The sequence below is a fragment of the Mesorhizobium sp. FG116 genome (genome assembly GCF_057809835.1).
The window spans coordinates 1-16777 of record NZ_JBMDKS010000012.1; the positions used below are offsets into that span (position 1 = coordinate 1).

At 58.5% G+C, this 16777-nt stretch carries 17 protein-coding genes, 1 tRNA gene and 1 pseudogene; 17 read left to right on the top strand and 2 right to left on the bottom strand.

Features of this window, described 5'->3' with window-relative positions:
* The 12 genes and pseudogenes from ACODTY_RS11395 to ACODTY_RS11450 all read left to right on the top strand — a co-directional run.
* Positions 1-167 (top strand): heme-binding protein (locus tag ACODTY_RS11395; protein WP_488994491.1); only part of this gene is annotated, 167 nt, incomplete at its 5' end.
* 112 nt (positions 168-279) lie between these two features.
* On the top strand, positions 280-894 hold the full coding sequence (locus ACODTY_RS11400) for a glutathione S-transferase (protein ID WP_488994492.1): 615 nt from the start codon (positions 280-282) through the stop codon (positions 892-894).
* 45 nt (positions 895-939) lie between these two features.
* Entirely contained in the window at positions 940-1392 is a 453-nt protein-coding gene (locus ACODTY_RS11405) for a type II 3-dehydroquinate dehydratase (protein ID WP_488994387.1), read from the top strand.
* A 95-nt stretch (positions 1393-1487) separates the two neighbouring features.
* Positions 1488-2075, top strand: coding sequence for a flavin reductase family protein (locus tag ACODTY_RS11410; RefSeq protein WP_488994388.1), 588 nt, complete (start codon positions 1488-1490; stop codon positions 2073-2075).
* 44 nt (positions 2076-2119) lie between these two features.
* On the top strand, positions 2120-3592 hold the full coding sequence (locus ACODTY_RS11415; RefSeq protein ID WP_488994389.1) for a 4-hydroxyphenylacetate 3-hydroxylase family protein: 1473 nt from the start codon (positions 2120-2122) through the stop codon (positions 3590-3592).
* Positions 3593-3669: 77 nt separating this feature from the next.
* Positions 3670-4089: a RidA family protein gene (locus ACODTY_RS11420; protein WP_488994493.1), complete on the top strand. Its 420-nt coding sequence runs from the start codon at positions 3670-3672 to the stop codon at positions 4087-4089.
* A gap of 13 nt (positions 4090-4102) precedes the next feature.
* The gene (locus ACODTY_RS11425) at positions 4103-4780 is read left to right on the top strand and encodes a DUF1028 domain-containing protein (RefSeq protein ID WP_488994390.1); all 678 of its coding nucleotides are present in this window, start codon (positions 4103-4105) and stop codon (positions 4778-4780) included.
* Between the two features lie 91 nt (positions 4781-4871).
* Positions 4872-5855, top strand: coding sequence for a LysR family transcriptional regulator (locus ACODTY_RS11430; protein WP_488994391.1), 984 nt, complete (start codon positions 4872-4874; stop codon positions 5853-5855).
* A gap of 152 nt (positions 5856-6007) precedes the next feature.
* Entirely contained in the window at positions 6008-7405 is a 1398-nt protein-coding gene (locus ACODTY_RS11435) for an aspartate ammonia-lyase (RefSeq protein WP_488994392.1), read from the top strand.
* A 176-nt stretch (positions 7406-7581) separates the two neighbouring features.
* Entirely contained in the window at positions 7582-8589 is a 1008-nt protein-coding gene (locus tag ACODTY_RS11440; protein ID WP_488994393.1) for an NAD(P)H-quinone oxidoreductase, read from the top strand.
* 56 nt (positions 8590-8645) lie between these two features.
* Positions 8646-8924: a DnaJ domain-containing protein gene (locus ACODTY_RS11445; RefSeq protein ID WP_488994394.1), complete on the top strand. Its 279-nt coding sequence runs from the start codon at positions 8646-8648 to the stop codon at positions 8922-8924.
* A 65-nt stretch (positions 8925-8989) separates the two neighbouring features.
* Positions 8990-9127 (top strand): annotated as a pseudogene (locus tag ACODTY_RS11450) (transposase); the annotation flags it as partial.
* Between the two features lie 137 nt (positions 9128-9264).
* On the opposite strand, the gene ACODTY_RS11455 reads toward ACODTY_RS11450, so the two are convergent.
* Positions 9265-9340, bottom strand: a tRNA-Ala gene (locus tag ACODTY_RS11455).
* 164 nt (positions 9341-9504) lie between these two features.
* Positions 9505-9891, bottom strand: coding sequence for a TIGR02300 family protein (locus ACODTY_RS11460; protein WP_488994395.1), 387 nt, complete (start codon positions 9889-9891; stop codon positions 9505-9507).
* 193 nt (positions 9892-10084) lie between these two features.
* On the opposite strand from ACODTY_RS11460, the gene aroA reads away from it, so the two are divergent.
* From aroA to rpsA, 5 genes are all read left to right on the top strand, one after another.
* Positions 10085-11437 carry a 3-phosphoshikimate 1-carboxyvinyltransferase gene (gene aroA, locus ACODTY_RS11465; RefSeq protein ID WP_488994396.1) on the top strand — a complete coding sequence of 451 codons (1353 nt, stop codon included), beginning with the start codon at positions 10085-10087 and terminating at the stop codon, positions 11435-11437.
* Positions 11438-12452: 1015 nt separating this feature from the next.
* Positions 12453-13487 (top strand): RhuM family protein, encoded by a 1035-nt coding sequence (rhuM, locus tag ACODTY_RS11470; protein ID WP_488994397.1) that lies wholly within the window; start codon positions 12453-12455, stop codon positions 13485-13487.
* Between the two features lie 40 nt (positions 13488-13527).
* Positions 13528-14172: an FMN-binding negative transcriptional regulator gene (locus ACODTY_RS11475; protein WP_488994398.1), complete on the top strand. Its 645-nt coding sequence runs from the start codon at positions 13528-13530 to the stop codon at positions 14170-14172.
* Positions 14169-14807 carry a (d)CMP kinase gene (gene cmk, locus ACODTY_RS11480; RefSeq protein ID WP_488994399.1) on the top strand — a complete coding sequence of 213 codons (639 nt, stop codon included), beginning with the start codon at positions 14169-14171 and terminating at the stop codon, positions 14805-14807. The genes ACODTY_RS11475 and cmk overlap by 4 nt, the downstream gene beginning before the upstream one ends.
* A 190-nt stretch (positions 14808-14997) precedes the next feature.
* Positions 14998-16698: a 30S ribosomal protein S1 gene (rpsA, locus tag ACODTY_RS11485; RefSeq protein ID WP_488994400.1), complete on the top strand. Its 1701-nt coding sequence runs from the start codon at positions 14998-15000 to the stop codon at positions 16696-16698.
* The last annotated feature ends 79 nt before the right edge of the window (positions 16699-16777 follow it).

Sequence of the window (16777 nt, forward strand, 5' to 3'; positions counted from 1 at the left end):
CCATCGCCGGCGGGGGCCGTCTGACCAACCTGGAAGGTGGGTTGCCGATCGTCATCGATGGCCAGTGCGTCGGTGCGGTTGGCGTGGGATCGGGCACCGGCGCACAGGATGTCGAGGTCGCCCGTGCGGCCCTCGCGGGGATAGGAGCCGAAGACCAGAAACCGTGAACGGGTTGACCATGGCTAACCCTGTCTCCTCGCTTTTCGAGTGATGCACAGCGACGATTCCGAGCGCTTTCACCATTCGGCGGGCTTCATCAACAACGCTCAGGATATTGCATTGAAACTTTTTTATGCGCCGACATCTCCCTATGTTCGCAAGGTCATGGTGGTAGCCCATGAAGCAGGTCTTGCCGACAGATTGGACCTGTTGAGCAGTGGCACAACACCATTGGCCGCTGACAAGGAATTGCTGGCCTTCAATCCGCTAGGAAAAATCCCGGCATTGGTTACGGACGAAGGGACTTGCCTATTTGATAGCCCGGTGATCTGTGAATATCTCGCTGCTTCCGGGGTCAACAAAACGATTTTTCCTCAAGACGGGCCCCAGCGCTGGAACGCTTTGGCCCAGCAAGCCCTCGGCGACGGGCTCCTCGATGCCGCATTGCTGGCGCGCTATGAAATGGTCATGCGACCGGAGGCAGAGCGTAGCATCACCTGGCGCAATGCACAGTTGCGCAAGGTGGAGGCCGCGCTTGACCACATCGAGGTAGTGCTTCCCGAGATCGGCGACGCCGTCACGATCGGGACCATCACCTTCGGTTGCAGCCTGGGCTACCTGGATTTCCGTTTTCCCGAACTGAACTGGCGCGAGCGCAGGCCCGCCTCCACACGCTGGTTCGCCAGCTTTGATGAACGCCCGGCCATGGTCGTCACCAGGCCGCCGGCTGCATAGCCCAGCAAGCGGAATTCCAAGACGTCGTAAGGATGAGTTCTCAATATGTCGTCGGATACATTGAACATCGAGATCATTAATGGACCAAATACCAACCTCTACGGCCTTGACCCAAAGGGGCCATACGGGAAGCTGACACTAGCCGAAATAGAGGAGCGTTGCCGCGCGAAAGCCGAGACCCTGGGGGCCAAGGCTCGCTTCCGACAGTCAAGTGCTGAAAGTGTCTTGATAGACTGGATTCACGAGGCGCGCGGAAAGGCCAGCGGCCTCGTCATCAATGCGGGCAGCCTTTCCTATACATCAATAGGCTTGATGGATGCCTTGGCCGCTTTCAGCGGCCCAAGCTTCCAGGTCCATGTCAGCAATGTCTTCAAGCGCGAGGCCGTTCGGCACCATTCCTACATCTCGCAGGCTGTCACGGGCTGTCTGATTGGGCTTGGCCCGCAAGGCTATGAATTTGCAGTGGAAGCGATCGTACGCACAGTGCGGGAGGGTTGATCCAAAGAGGATCGGAAATCCTGATCTAAAAAATACTTAAGCTCTATTATACAAAACAAGGTTTTTGCCGCACTAATTCACGCAGCGAGAAATCGATGAGCAAGTCGCGAGATCAAAAGATGTCGATGATTGAACCAATATCCGCTGCCGCTTCGGCGGTTGCAGGCGCCAGGGAGGCGTACCCGACTGCCGAGCGTACGGCTTTTGTGTCGGCAATGAGCGGCGCCGTGACCAGCGTCAATGTCATTACAACCGACGGAGCCGGCGGCCGGTTTGGCGTTACTGTGAGCGCTATGGCTTCGGTTTCGGCAGATCCGCCGATGCTCCTGGTTTGTATGAACCGTCGTAGCCCTGCGTGCACGGCAATCAAGGAGAACGGCGTTTTCTGCGTCAATCTCCTGGCGGCTGATCAACATGAAATCTCCGATGTCTTCGCGGGCCACCCCCGCGAAGGCGAAGCATTCGATTTCAGCTGCACCGAATGGCGAGCCACGACGACCGGTTCTGCACGATTGCCCGGTGCGGCCAGCACGTTCGACTGTGTCCTTCATACTGCGCAGGATGTGGGAACTCATACGATCTTCGTCGGCCGAGTTGTGGATGTAACAGCCAGTGAGAGTGCGCCATTGGCACATTTTCGGCGCACCTATTGTCATCCGGCCGCTCTGCCTTTGGCCAACTAGGCCGCATTTCAAAACATCAAGCTATCTAACGAAAGGCTTTTCATATGATCAGGACCGGCAATCAATATCGGGATTCGATCCGTGATGGTCGGCGGATCTGGATCAACGGCGAGCGCGTCAAGGACGTCACCACCCATCCGATGTTTAAGCCCATCGTCGATATCAGGGCCCACATTTACGATATGGCTCACCAGCCCCAGCATCGTGATGTGATGAGCTATGAAGACGGAGGCGAGCGCTTCGCTATCGGCCTCAAGTTGCCCTATACGCAACAGGACTGGCACGACAAGCGCCGTTCCACGGATGCCGTATTGGAAGAGGTCAAGGGTGTCGTTACGCGCGTCGGCGATGAAACCGTCGGCGAAATGTGGTCGTTGTTCGACGGTCGCGAAATGTTGAACGAGGTCGATCCTCGCTTTGCTGAAAATATCGAACGTCATATCAATACCGTTCTGCGCAACGACCCGTTCCACGTTTCGGCAAATACGGATCCGAAGGGTGACCGTTCGAAAAGGCCGCAAGACCAGGATCCGGACATGCTTTTGCATGTCGTCAAGGAAACCGATGCGGGCATTGTCGTTCGTGGTGCGAAGTATGAAACGGCAGCCGCCTACGCCAATCAGGCATTTACCAAACCGACGATCGCGAATTGGGGCGACGAGAAGCTGTCCGACTACGCTGTAGGCTTCGTTTGCGACTTTTCCTCCCCCAATCTCCGGTTCATAGCCCGCACCGGCTTTGCCGGGCGTGCGCCGGCTGAAGATTATCCGTTGTCCAATCGGGTCGACGAAATTGATGCGTTGGTCATTTATGACGATGTCCTGATCCCCTGGGAGAATGTGCTGTTCTATCAGTACACAAAAGCGGCCCAGTTTATCCGGTCCACTTTGCATCGCTATTCAGCCTTCGCCTTCGTTCAGCGCAATCTGAAGCTTGCAGACATGATGATCGGCGCGGCGCTTTGGAACGTGCGTCAGACCGGTCTGGAAAAGCAGCCGGCGGTGCAAGAGAAACTCGCCACGCTTGCCTGCTATCGTGAAGGAATCAACGCCCACCTGACAGCGGCAATAGCGAATGCCGAGCAAAGCCCGGCTGGGCTTTTGATGCCAAACCAGTCGCTTCTGATGACGGGCCGTGTGCTTGCCTGCTCGCAATTGCATTTGATGATGCATATTGCGCGCGAACTTTGCGGCGGTCAGATATGCATTACCCCGGACGTCGCCAGCTTCCGCGACCCGGAGGCAGGCCCTTGGCTGGATAAGTTCTATACTCTGAATGACAATTGGCAGGCCGAGGACCGCCGCAAGCTGCTCGCTTTTGCGCGCGACCTGTTGAATTCGGACTATGCCGGCCACCGTTTGACTTTCCAGCTCTTCGCGCAGGCTCCGCCCTTCGCCCATCTGGCCGCCGTCTACAATAACTTTAAATGGGATGAACCGCTGCGCTTCACGAAGGAATCCGCAGGTTTGTCGAACAGAATCTATGGCGCGCAGAAGTTGTCAGCCGCTGCCAAGTAATCCTCCCCGCCGCCTTGCTCAGCGTACCACAAAACTGGGCGAGGCGGCCTTTTCATCTCCTGAGAGAAATCGACATCATGATTCATAAGCGCCTTCGTCCTTTCAACACTCGCGAGACCTATCCGGAGCAAAAGCTCGACAATGATTTGTCACAAGGCGTCGTCGCACGCGGAACAATGGTGTTCCTGCGAGGCCAGGTCTCCCAGGATCTCGATACCCGTGAATGCCTTCATGTGGGCGATGCGGGTGCACAAACGGCAAAGACCATGCAAAACATCAAGATGTTGCTGGAGGAAGCCGGCAGCGAGATGGCCCACATCTGTCGAATTGTCGTTTACGTTACCGATATCCGCTACCGGGAAGCCGTCTACCAGGAAATGGGAAAATGGCTCAAGGGCGTGTTTCCTTGCTCAACGGGCCTTGTGGTGCCAGCGCTGGCACGGCCAGAATGGGTCGTTGAGATCGAAGTGACTGCTGTCATTCCCGAAGCGGCTTGACGGAGGCTGTCGCATGACATTCTCCATTTCTGCGCGTTGTGCAAAGACTGGCATGTTCGGAATTGCCGTATCCTCCTCCAGCCCTTGCGTGGCGGCGCGCTGCGCCCATGCGCGGGCCGGCGTCGGCGTTGTGGCGACCCAAAATATTACCGATCCCACGCTCGGACCGCTCGGTCTCGACCTGATGGCGTCTGGTTTGAGCGCTATGGACGCTTTGGAAGAGATCAGGTCGCAAACCCATCACATCGAATATCGCCAGCTCGCGCTCGTTGACAAGGATGGTAATGGGGCTGCCTTTTCAGGCGCCAATACATTAGGCACTCATCGCACCGTCATTGGGCCTGGTGTCGTTGCGGCTGGCAATCTGCTGTCAAGCTCCATGGTGCCTGAGAAGATGGTGGAAGCGTTCATGAAGACGGAAGGTGCATCGCTGGGTGCTCGCCTGATAGGTGCCATGCAGGCCGCTGAGGAGGCAGGTGGCGAGGAGGGACCGGTCCATTCAATCGGCATGCTGCTCGTGCGTGAGGTTCCCTGGCCCGTTGCGGATCTTCGCGTGGACTGGCACGATACGGATCCTATAGGCGAACTCGCCAAACTCTGGCGGATTTGGGAGCCGCAACTGGATGCATACGTGTCTCGCGGAATAAACCCCTCGGCTGCCCCGTCTTATGGAGTTCCTGGCGATTTGTAGAGCTTTCAACGCCTTGACATGATATGGTTCCATCGCCACCATCGGCATTGGTTCCATGCGCAAACGTTCGTAAATGCAGGGAACTGTAAGCTTGGAGTTTAACTCAGTTCAGGGCTTCGTGGACGATACAAGTTTACGCATTTTTTCGCTGCGCTTCACACTTCGCCAGCTGTCTTATTTTGTCGCAGCGGGTGAAGTAGGTGGGGTGACGCTTGCATCCGAGCGGATCAATGTTTCCCAGCCCTCGATTTCTGCGGCAATCTCGCAGTTGGAGAAGGAATTCGGCCTTCAACTGTTTGTGCGGCATCATGCTCAAGGCTTGTCGCTAACGCCTGCTGGCCACCGGGTAATGCAGGCCGCGAAGGCGTTACTGAAACAGGCCGAGGAATTGCACGGTGTGGCTCGGGAAGTGGCCAATGCCGTTTCGGGTCCGCTCAATGTCGGCTCGTTCCGCACTCTCTCGCCAATGCTCATCCCCGATCTGTGCAAGTCGTTCATTGTTCAGAATCCCGCCGTCAGGCTGAGGGTCTGTGAGGAAGATGAAGCTACCTTGATGGCCATGTTGCGTCGTGCGGAGATCGATTTGGCGCTTACCTACGCCATTCATCTCACCGAAGACATTGCATTCGAACCCCTGGCAGAGTTGCCGACCTTCATTCTGTTGGCATCGGACGATCCGCTGGCACAGAGGGAATCGGTTGCCCTTTCCGAACTGGTCGAAAAGCCATTCATTCAATTAGACATGCCCTTGAGCAAGGAATACTTTCTCTCGCTCTTCATGATGCAGGGGCTGACGCCAAGTATCGGAGCGATATCCCAATATCCTGAGACAGTTCGCAGTTTTGTAGCTTCCGGCTTCGGTTATTCCCTTTCGACAGCCAGGCCCAAGAACATGTTTTCTGTTACCGGCAAACGCCTCGCCTACGTACGATTACAAGGTGACCATCCCCCCATGACCCTTGGAATCGCAACCCTAAGGGGTTTGCGGATGACACGCGCTGCCAAGAGTTTCGAGGAGCATTGCCGGGAATTGATTTCGACCGACAGTCTCCCAGGCATGGCCCCGTGGCCATGAGTGCCAGGAAGATACCTGGCGAAGGTACGAAGGCTCGGATTCTCCGTTCTTTAGCTTAGCGCTTTGCGATTGGCGTTGTCTGGTGGGATTCTTTTAGAGATCGGGCCGCTTGGAGCGTCTGCGTCTTGCAGGTTCTCCTGAAGGGGGCACCGATGGATACGCATTTCAGATGTGAGCACGACAGTCTTGGTGATGTGAATGTTCCAATTGAGGCCCTGTGGGGTGCTCAGACCGAGCGCGCGCGGGGCAATTTCCGCATATCGGGTTTCGCGCTGAACAGGTTCCCGCATCTCGTGGTTGCGTTGGCAATGACCAAGAAGGCCGCCGCCACAACCAACCACCATCTGGGGCTTTTGCCGCAAGATAAGTTTGAGGCGATCGATGCCGCGTGTGATGAAATCATTACCGGCAGGCACCACGACGCGTTTCCACTCGACGTTGTCCAGGGAGGTGCAGGCACTTCGGTGAACATGAACGTCAACGAGGTCGTCGCCAATCTGGCCAACGAACGTCTCGGTGGCATTCGGGGAACCAACTTTCCGGTGCATGCCAATGACGACGTCAACCGGTCACAATCGACCAATGATGCTTATCCCACGGCAGTTCGCCTGTCTCTGATACTGGCGCACGCTGATCTTGAGGAAGCCTTGCTCTCACTCGTTGCATCATTCGATGATCGTGCCAATGCCTTCGCCAAAGTCGCTAAACTCGGTCGCACCCAACTCCAGGATGCGATCCCGATGACGCTAGGCCAAGAGTTTTCCGCTTTCGCAACGGTGTTGCGCGAGGACGTACTTCGCTTACGGGAGATGCTATCACTGCTCAGCGAAATCAATCTCGGCGGCACCGCCATCGGCAGCGGTTTGAATGCGCCAGACGGGTATCGCAAACTGGCGGTGGCGGAACTTTCGGCGATCAGTGGACAAAAGCTGACCCCGGCGGCCAATTTATTCGAGGCAAGCTGGGATATGGGCGCTTTCGTCTTGTTTTCGGCAATGCTCAAGCGCTTGGCTACCAAGCTCTCCAAGATTTCGAACGACCTGCGCCTCCTATCCAGTGGGCCCCGTGGTGGGTTTGGTGAAATCCAGCTCCCCGCGGTTCAGCCTGGCTCGTCCATCATGCCAGGTAAAGTCAATCCGGTAATCCCCGAGGTGGTCAATCAGGTATGCTTTCAGGTTGTGGGGAACGATATGGCCGTCACCATGGCTTCAGAAGCCGGCCAACTTCAGTTGAACGCTATGGAGCCCCTTATCGCTTTCAACCTCCATTTCTCGATCCAGATGTTAAAGGCGGCCGTTCGTGCCCTCGATCAGGATTGTGTCCGCGGCATCGAGGCCGATTCAGCACGCTGCCGTTCACACTTGGATGCAAGTGTAGGATCGGTTACCGCTTTGGTTCCGTTGATTGGCTATGGCCGGAGCGCCGAACTGGCCAAGGATGCTCTACGGCTCGAGCGCAAGGTGGCCGATCTCGCCGTGGAGCGAGGACTGGTTACCCCGGAAGAAGCTGAAAAGATTCTCGATCCGGCATCACTTGCCTTCATCGGGTAGCGGAGGAGACAAAAGCCTCGGCGTATCCGATCTCATAGGACGTGAAACACGATTTTACCGATCCGCAACGGTTCGCCACAAACAGGAAGAAGCTGGAGCAATTCTAGCAAGCGAACGGGTGTCGCTGTGCGGACCGGTGACAAAGGAGATTGCGAATGGGAACTCTGCCGGCAACGATGAAGGCTGTCGTGGCGTCGCAACCCGGTGGACCGGAAGTGCTTCAACTGGTCCACCGACCCGTGCCGAAGGCCGGGGCAGGGCAAGTTCTGCTCCGAGTTGCCGCAGCCGGAATTAACCGACCCGACATTATGCAGCGTCGCGGTGCTATTCCCGTTCCAGCCGGAGTTACCGATGTTCTTGGGCTCGAAGTCTCGGGTGAAGTGGTAGCCGTAGGGGAGGGTGTCTCCGATTCTCAGATCGGCCGGCAGGTGGCAGCGCTCGTGGCAGGCGGGGGGTACGCAGAATATTGTACCGCCCAGCTTGGTCATTGCCTGCCAGTCCCCGTTGGGATCGATCCGATTCCCGCGGCGGCACTACCTGAAGCGGCATTCACTGTCTGGCACAACCTCTTCGAGCTTGGACGGCTGGCGCCAGGTGAAGTGGTGCTTGTCCACGGCGGGGCCAGCGGCATTGGTTCCCTGGCCATCCAGCTTGCCAAGGCGACCGGCGCTACCGTGGTTGCGACGGCTGGAGGCACCGAAAAGGTTGAATTCTTGCGAACCATTGGCGCCGATATCGCTATCGACTATCGAAGCGAGGACTTCGTAGAGGTTTGCCATGTATCGCTTGGCGATCGAGGTGTCGATGTCGTACTGGACATTGTCGGCGGCAGCTATGTTGCCCGCAATTTTTCAGTGCTCGCGCCAGGCGGCCGTCATGTCAGTATCGCCTTCATGGAAGGGGCCGTCGTTCCAATTGACCTGACGACTGTCATGATGAAGGGGCTTACGCTTACGTCTTCGACCCTGCGACCAAAGTCTACAGAAGAAAAAAGCAGGCTGGCGCGCCAAGTGGAGCGCCATATCTGGCCTCTTGTTGCCAAGCGCAACGTCACGCCGCGTATTTTTCGAAAATATGCGCTTGGTGAAGTCGTCCAAGCACATCAGTTAATGGATGATAACGGGAATATCGGCAAGCTGGTTATCGAACTTTTACCGCAGATCGAAATGGCTGGATCATCATAGCCGATCCATGGGATTATATTTTATTATCAGACACGCGCAATTGCAGGGATAAAATAGTGCCTGAAGGTTGTGAGATAGCGCACCAGGCCGACATGAGTTTATATGACATATTCTCAATAAATGAGTATGCATCTCAAGATGAAATAGAGGATGCTTATAATAAAAAGATAAAATGGCTAGGGGAAAAGGGGATTTCTAGGTCAATTGTAAGAAAATTATACTTTGTTGATAATATAGAATACGCTTACAAGATTCTATCTGATCCAGATAGTCGTCATGATTACGACACACATCCAGAAAAATACCGCACTGTTGACTGGTATCTTGGGTTTTAAAAATCGGAAAAGAGGTGCATCGGTCGGAAGATCGTGATTCACTGCCTGATCACGGAGGCAGTGATTTGGCTGATTTCTTTTGGTTCTCCGATACACAGTGGGCACGGACCGAGCCACTGCTTTCGACCGATGTGCGCGGCAAGCCTCGCGTGGATGATCGCCGTGTGTTGAGTGGGATCGTTCACGCTCTTCGTTGCGGGGGCGTTAGGCAGAAAACACAGAGAAAGCCAGCCAAACCGCTGCGTCTCAGCTACATATTCCCACGAACGCTCTGCTAAGCCTCGGAAAAGACGGAGCTATTCACCTGCCGAGAAATCCGTCACTTTAGAGAGGGACTGTTTGGTGGAGCCAATCGGAATCGAACCGACGACCTCTTGAATGCCATTCAAGCGCTCTCCCAACTGAGCTATGGCCCCACTCCCGGCAGTCAGCCGGCGCCGTTTCCGGCGAAGAGATCAGACCGGGAAGACCCGGCCCGTAGTGCAGGCGGCTTCTAGCGCTGCCTGTCGTCAATAGCAAGCCTCAACAGGCCGCTTTTTGCCGGCGCCGCAAAAGAAGCGACGCGCCGGCAGGAAGGTGATCAGATTTCCTCGTCGTCGTCGCCGACGCCGATCATGTCGGAGACGTCGTCGTCGCCTTCTTCCTCGTCCTCGAGGAACGTATCGTCATCGTCGTCGCCAAGGTCGACATCGTCATCGTCGTCGCCGAGATCGGGAAGGTCGTCGCCCTTCGCCTCTTCGTCGGCATCCTCGAGCGACACGATTTCCGCGCCTTCTTCCTCGGTGTCGACTTCCTTCTCGGCTACGTCCTCATCGTCTTCGATGCTGGACGGCTTCGAGCCTTCGAAATAGCTGAGCGGATAGCTCTTGCCCGTATAGGGAGAGACAATCGGATCCTTGTTCAGATCGTAGAATTTGCGGCCCGTCTCCGGGTCGATGCGTTTTGTGCCAAGTTCGGGTTTCGCCACGGCAAGCCTCGTCGAAAAAAGTCTGGTCCCCTTAACGGCTCATTGAAGCGCTGTCAAAGCTAAAAGGCAGCCTGGAAAAAGGGCGGTTTGGACGCCGGCGCCGGGGGATGACCGTAGCCGCGGGCCATGATACGAGACCGCCACGCCGATGGGAAAATGTCTGTCCATCGGGATTTCGCCAAGAGGAATTGCCATGTCGCACGATGCCGCCCCGCAACCTGCAACGGCCCGCCGCTCGGCGGCGCTTGTCGGAACCGTGCGGGTTCCCGGCGACAAGTCGATTTCGCACCGCTCCTTCATGTTCGGCGGACTGGCGTCCGGCGAGACGCGCATTACCGGCCTGCTCGAGGGCGAGGACGTGCTGCGCACCGGCGAGGCGATGAAGGCGATGGGCGCGCATATCCAAAAGCAGGGTGACGAATGGGTGATTCGCGGTACCGGCAACGGCGCTCTGCTTGAGCCGGAAGGCCCGCTCGATTTCGGCAATGCCGGCACCGGTTCGCGCCTGACCATGGGGCTGGTCGGCACCTACGACATGGAAACCACTTTCATCGGCGACGCATCGCTGTCCGGACGGCCGATGGGCCGCGTGCTCGATCCGCTCAGGCAGATGGGCGTGCAGGTGTTGAAGGCAGCGCCCGGCGACCGCATGCCGATCACACTGCGCGGGCCGAAGCATTCGGCGCCCATCACCTACCGAGTTCCTATGGCCTCGGCGCAGGTGAAATCCGCGGTGCTGCTGGCCGCCTTGAATACGCCCGGCATCACCACCGTGATCGAGCCGGTGATGACGCGCGACCACACCGAAAAGATGCTGAAGGGGTTCGGCGCCAATCTTCAGGTCGAGACCGATGAGCGCGGCGTGCGCCACATCTTCATCGAAGGGCAGGGCAAGCTGACCGGGCAGACCATTGCGGTGCCGGGCGATCCGTCTTCCGCAGCTTTCCCGCTCGTTGCGGCGCTGATCGTGCCAAGTTCCGACATCGTCATCCAGAACGCGCTGATGAACCCGACCCGCACCGGCCTGATCCTGACCTTGCAGGAGATGGGCGCTCAAATCGAGGTGCTGAATGAACGCAATGCCGGCGGCGAAGATGTCGCCGACCTGCATGTGCGCCATTCGGAGTTGAAGGGCGTCGTCGTGCCGGCGGAGCGCGCGCCGTCGATGATCGACGAATATCCGGTGCTCGCAGTTGCCGCCAGCTTCGCCGAGGGCGAGACGCTGATGCAGGGCCTTGAAGAACTGCGCGTGAAGGAGTCCGACCGGCTTGCGGCTGTCGCCAACGGGCTGAAGCTGAACGGTGTCGACTGCACCGAGGGCGAGACCTCGCTTGCCGTACGCGGCACGCCGGGCGGCAAAAGGCTTGGCGGTCGCGACAAGGGCGAGGCGGTGAAAACCCATCTCGATCATCGCATCGCCATGAGCTTCCTCGTCATGGGGCTGGCCTCGGAACACCCGGTCACGGTCGATGACCGCTCGATGATCGCCACCAGCTTTCCCGAGTTCATGGGGCTCATGGCGGGACTTGGCGCTCACATCGACTAGGATATTCAGGTGCAGGGAAGATTCAGGTGAAGGTGGCCTGCAAGTGGCGTTTTTCTGCGCTTCCGGTGCTCACGTACTTTAATGTACGCTCCGCTCCGGTTCTCGAATTCCACCATTTTCGACTCACCCTGACCTGAATCTCCGCCCCGAGCCACCGCGCCTTGTCGCGTGGAAAGTCCCTTTCCGTTCGTCATCCTCGGGCAAGCCTGAGCGCAGCGATGGGCGCGACCCGAGGATCCATGCCGTGCGGGTTGGCACGTGCAACATGGTTCAGAATGAGGAGCCATTTTTTGCGCCATTTGCGCGCTGCGGCTTCTTCACGGCATGGATCCTAGGGTCTTCGCAACGGCCTTAGGCCTGCTCCGCCCTAGGATGACGAAGAGATGGATGTGCTTATTCATCGCCACGCCCGGCTGAAGCCGTCTGGCCATTATCAAAGAACTGACCTTTGCTTGTAAAGCTCAAGGTCGGGAAGACGGGCGGCCGCAAGGACGCTCGTTTTAGATAGATAATGCGACCTCGCGGCCGCCCGTCCGGTGTCTTAAGGTTTCAAGCCGCTCCGCTTTCATCGACCCGCCGTGTCCCCTCACAGGCTCTCCGAAAAGATGCCGCTGCTAAGGTGAGGGCAACGCTCGGCAGGCCTAGCGCGTCCCCTTTCAACGCTGCACAGGGCGCAACCGGCCCCTTCGTGGGGGAGCAGCCAAACCTCCCCGGAACAAGACCACGTTAGCCTCGCCTCCGGGGCACCGACCCCTCCCCACGCAATCACCGTCATGACAGGTGTTCCCGGTGGAAGGGACGGGCAAAGCATAGTGCCGCGCGACAGGGCGGGGATAAGTTCGGCAGGAACATACGCGTGAGGAAATAGACAGCCCTGATTTGGTTGGGCAAATTTCCTTGCTCCGCTGATGGGCGATGAATTTTATCCACACATGAAGAAGCATTCGACGATTTCCTGCTGACATTCAATTGCAGATGTTGCTATTATGTTCTCATTGCAGTGCCGGGTGGGACTATGAACGACAGCAGCGAAGAGCCGGTTCATCTCGTCGAGGATGCAGGAACCGGGAACCGCTTCCTTGTCTATGGAACGGAGAAGGGGCTGCACCTCGATATCCGCTACGAAGGCGAAACGCTTTGGATGACGCAGGCGCAGATCGCGCAGCTTTTCGGGCGCGATCAATCGGTTGTTTCACGGCACATTGCCAACGTTTTAGAAGAGGGTGAGTTGGCTGAGGAAGGCAATATGCAGAAAATGCATATTGCTGGTTCGGCGAAGCCCGTCGCTCTGCATAGCCTCGATATGGTGATCTCGGTCGGCTATCGGGTGTCTTCTACCCAGGCAACCACTTTTCGCCGTTGGGCGACCGGCATTCTGGTGCAATTCGCGAGAAAAGGGTTTGTCGTCGATGCGCCTCGGCTCAAGCAGCCGCAGGCCATGGATCGTGTTGCAGAGCTTCGCGAAATCATTCGCGACATCCGCTCCGACGAGGCCAACGTTTATCGGGAACTGCGCAGGATATGCTCGCTCTGCCAGGACTACGAACCTGCCTCGGACGTCTCGCAGACCTTCTACAAGCAGACCCAAGCGAAACTGGTTTATGCGGTTACCGCGCAAACGCCAGCCGAGATCATAGCGGCGAGGGCAAACCACGCCGCGGAAAACATGGGCCTTGTGAACTGGCCGGGCGACACCATTCGCAAGGCCGACGTTAGAGTATCGAAGAACTATCTCGGGCAAGCTGAGATCAAGGAGCTGAACCGGCTTACGACCATCCTGCTCGATGTCTTCGAAGACCAGCTCGATCTGGGACGTCTCGTCGTCATGCGCGACGCGGAGGCCGTGCTGGACAAGCAACTGACGGGCCTTGGACGAAACCTATTGCGCTCGGGAGGGTCTATGAAGGCCTCGGCTGCGCGGCAACTAGCTGAAGCGGAATACGAAAGGTTTGTTCAGGCTCGAAAAGCAGAGCGTCTGGATGAAGCCGATCGCTTGATCGCCGAGCTTGCGCGCGAGGCCGGAAAACTGCCAAAGACGCCGAAGCGCTGACCCGCGACCAGAGCGAGCCAGCGCAAGAAAGAATGCCAGCATGTACCAGCCGCCGCTTTTCAAAGAAGACGATCTTCAGGTGCAGCACGCCCTGATAAGGGCGCATCCGCTGGGATTGTTGATCACCGCGCCGGCCGGCGGGCCGACGGCCAATGTCTATCCGTTCCACCTCGAGGCGGGCCGATCTGCCAAGGGAACCTTGCTGGCGCACATGGCCAAGGCGAATGGGCAATGGCAGGAACTGAAGGACGGCGCACCGGCGCTGGTGGTGTTCCAGGGGCCAGAGTCCTACATCACCCCGTCCTGGTATGCGACCAAGCAGGAAACCGGCAAGGTCGTGCCGACTTGGAACTATGCGATGGTGCAGGTGCGCGGCAAGGTGACCGTCATGGAGGGCGCCGACTGGCTGCATGCGCATGTCTCGGCCCTGACGGACGAGCACGAAACGGGCCGCGCCGACGCATGGGCGGTGAGCGATGCGCCGGAAAGCTATATCCAGTCGCAGATCAAGGGCATTGTCGGGCTTGAGATCGAGATCACCGAGATCGAGGGCAAGTGGAAGGTGAGCCAGAACCGCCCCGCCGCCGACAGGGACAGGGTGGCTGAGAGCCTTGGAACGAGCGGCGAGCCGTTGCACAATGCGGCGATGGCCGAACTGGTGCGCCACTACGGTGCCAAACGATGATTATTGCCATTGATGGTCCGGCAGGCGCCGGCAAGGGCACGCTGGCGAGGCGGCTGGCCGACTACTATCACCTGCCGCATCTCGACACCGGGCTGACCTATCGCGCCGTTGCCCACATGCTGTTGATGAAGGGCTGGCCGCTCGGCGACGAGCCACATGCGGTGGAGGCGGCAAGGCTGGTCGATCTCGGCCATCTCGACCGCGCCGTGCTTTCGGCTCATGCGGTCGGCGAGGCAGCTTCGAAGGTGGCGGTGATCCCCGAAGTGCGCAAGATACTGGTCGAAAAGCAGCGCGCCTTTGCGTCACAGCCTTCGGGTGCGGTGCTCGACGGGCGCGACATCGGCACTGTGGTCTGCCCCGATGCGGACGTGAAGCTTTATGTGACGGCGAGCGCCGAGGTGCGCGCGCGCCGCCGCCTTGCCGAGATTGAGGAGAATGGCGGCGCAGCCGATTTTGCCGGTATTCTTGCCGACATACAGCGCCGCGACGAGCGCGACACCGGCAGGGCAGACTCGCCGTTGAAGCCGGCCTCCGACGCGCACTTGCTTGATACCAGCGAAATGGATATAGAAGCCGCGTTCCTGGCGGCCAAGGCAATCGTAGACGACGTCGCGGCCGGCGGAAACAAGACCTGATCCGGGTTGGTCTGTCGGCGCTTGCCGGAGACGTGGAAAATCCCCATTTCAGGTAGAACCAGCCTGCAAGCATTCTTTCGCGCCGGATTGCCGCTTGAAGCGGTCAGGGCCCAAGGGTCCGGAATGTCGGCAGGCCAACGCAACGCTAACCCACGGCGCCGCCTCTCAAAGAGGCTTTTCAGGAGAACATATGTCTGTTGCAAATCCCTCTCGCGACGATTTCGCGAGCATGCTCGAAGAATCATTTTCTGATGGTCATTCTGGCGAAGGCCAGGTCGTTCGCGGCATCATCACCGCGATCGAAAAGGACATGGCCATCATCGACGTCGGCCTGAAGGTCGAAGGCCGCGTCCCGCTGAAGGAATTCGGCGCCAAGGGCAAGGAAACCTCGCTCAAGGTCGGCGATACCGTCGAGGTCTATGTCGAGCGCATCGAAAACGCGCTTGGCGAAGCGATGCTGTCGCGCGACAAGGCTCGCCGCGAAGAAAGCTGGGTCAAGCTCGAGGAGAAGTTCTCGAAGGGCGAGCGCGTCGAAGGCGTCATCTTCAACCAGGTCAAGGGCGGCTTCACCGTCGATCTGGACGGCGCAGTTGCCTTCCTGCCGCGTTCGCAGGTCGATATCCGCCCGATCCGCGACGTCACCCCGCTGATGCACAACCCGCAGCCGTTCGAGATCCTCAAGATGGATCGCCGCCGCGGCAACATCGTCGTCTCGCGCCGCACCGTTCTCGAAGAGAGCCGCGCCGAGCAGCGTTCGGAAATCGTGCAGAACCTCGAAGAGGGCCAGGTGGTCGAAGGCGTGGTCAAGAACATCACCGACTACGGTGCGTTCGTGGACCTCGGCGGCATCGACGGTCTGCTGCACGTCACCGACATGGCCTGGCGCCGCGTCAACCATCCGACCGAGATCCTCAACATCGGCCAGACGGTCAAGGTGCAGATCATCCGCATCAACCAGGAAACCCACCGCATCTCGCTCGGCATGAAGCAGCTCGAGAGCGATCCGTGGAGCGATATCGGCACCAAGTTCCCGATCGGCAAGAAGATCACCGGCACGGTCACCAACATCACCGACTACGGCGCGTTCGTCGAGCTGGAGCCGGGCATCGAGGGCCTCATCCACGTTTCGGAAATGTCGTGGACGAAGAAGAACGTACACCCCGGCAAGATCCTGTCCACCTCGCAGCAGGTTGACGTGGTCGTGCTCGAGGTCGATCCGGCCAAGCGCCGCATTTCTCTGGGCCTCAAGCAGACGCTCGAGAACCCTTGGGAAGCTTTCGCCCGCAACCACCCTGTTGGTTCGCAGGTCGAGGGTGAGGTCAAGAACAAGACCGAGTTCGGCCTGTTCATCGGCCTCGACGGCGACGTGGACGGCATGGTGCACCTCTCCGACCTCGACTGGAACCGTCCGGGCGAGCAGGTCATCGAAGAGTACAACCGCGGCGACATGGTCAAGGCGCAGGTGCTCGACGTCGACATCGAGAAGGAGCGCATCTCGCTCGGCGTCAAGCAGTTGCAGCGCGACGTGGCCGGCGAAGCAGCCACCAGCGGCGAACTGCGCAAGAACGCGGTTGTGACCTGCGAAGTCACCGGCATCAAGGATGGCGGCCTGGAAGTTCGACTGGTCGAAAGCGGCCTGGAGACCTTCATCAAGCGCGCCGACCTTTCGCGTGACCGCGACGAGCAGCGCCCCGAGCGCTTCACGGTCGGCCAGAAGCTGGACGCCCGCGTCATCGCCTACGACAAGAAGACCCGCAAGCTGCAGGTCTCGATCAAGGCGCTGGAAATCGCCGAGGAAAAGGAAGCTGTCGCGCAGTACGGTTCGACCGACTCCGGCGCTTCGCTGGGCGACATCCTGGGCGCCGCGCTGAAGAAGCAGGGCGGCAACTAAGAGCCTTGTCGTTTGGTCGCGCCGTTTCAGGCGGCGCGACTGACAAGATAAAAAACCCGCCGGAGCGATCCGGCGGGTT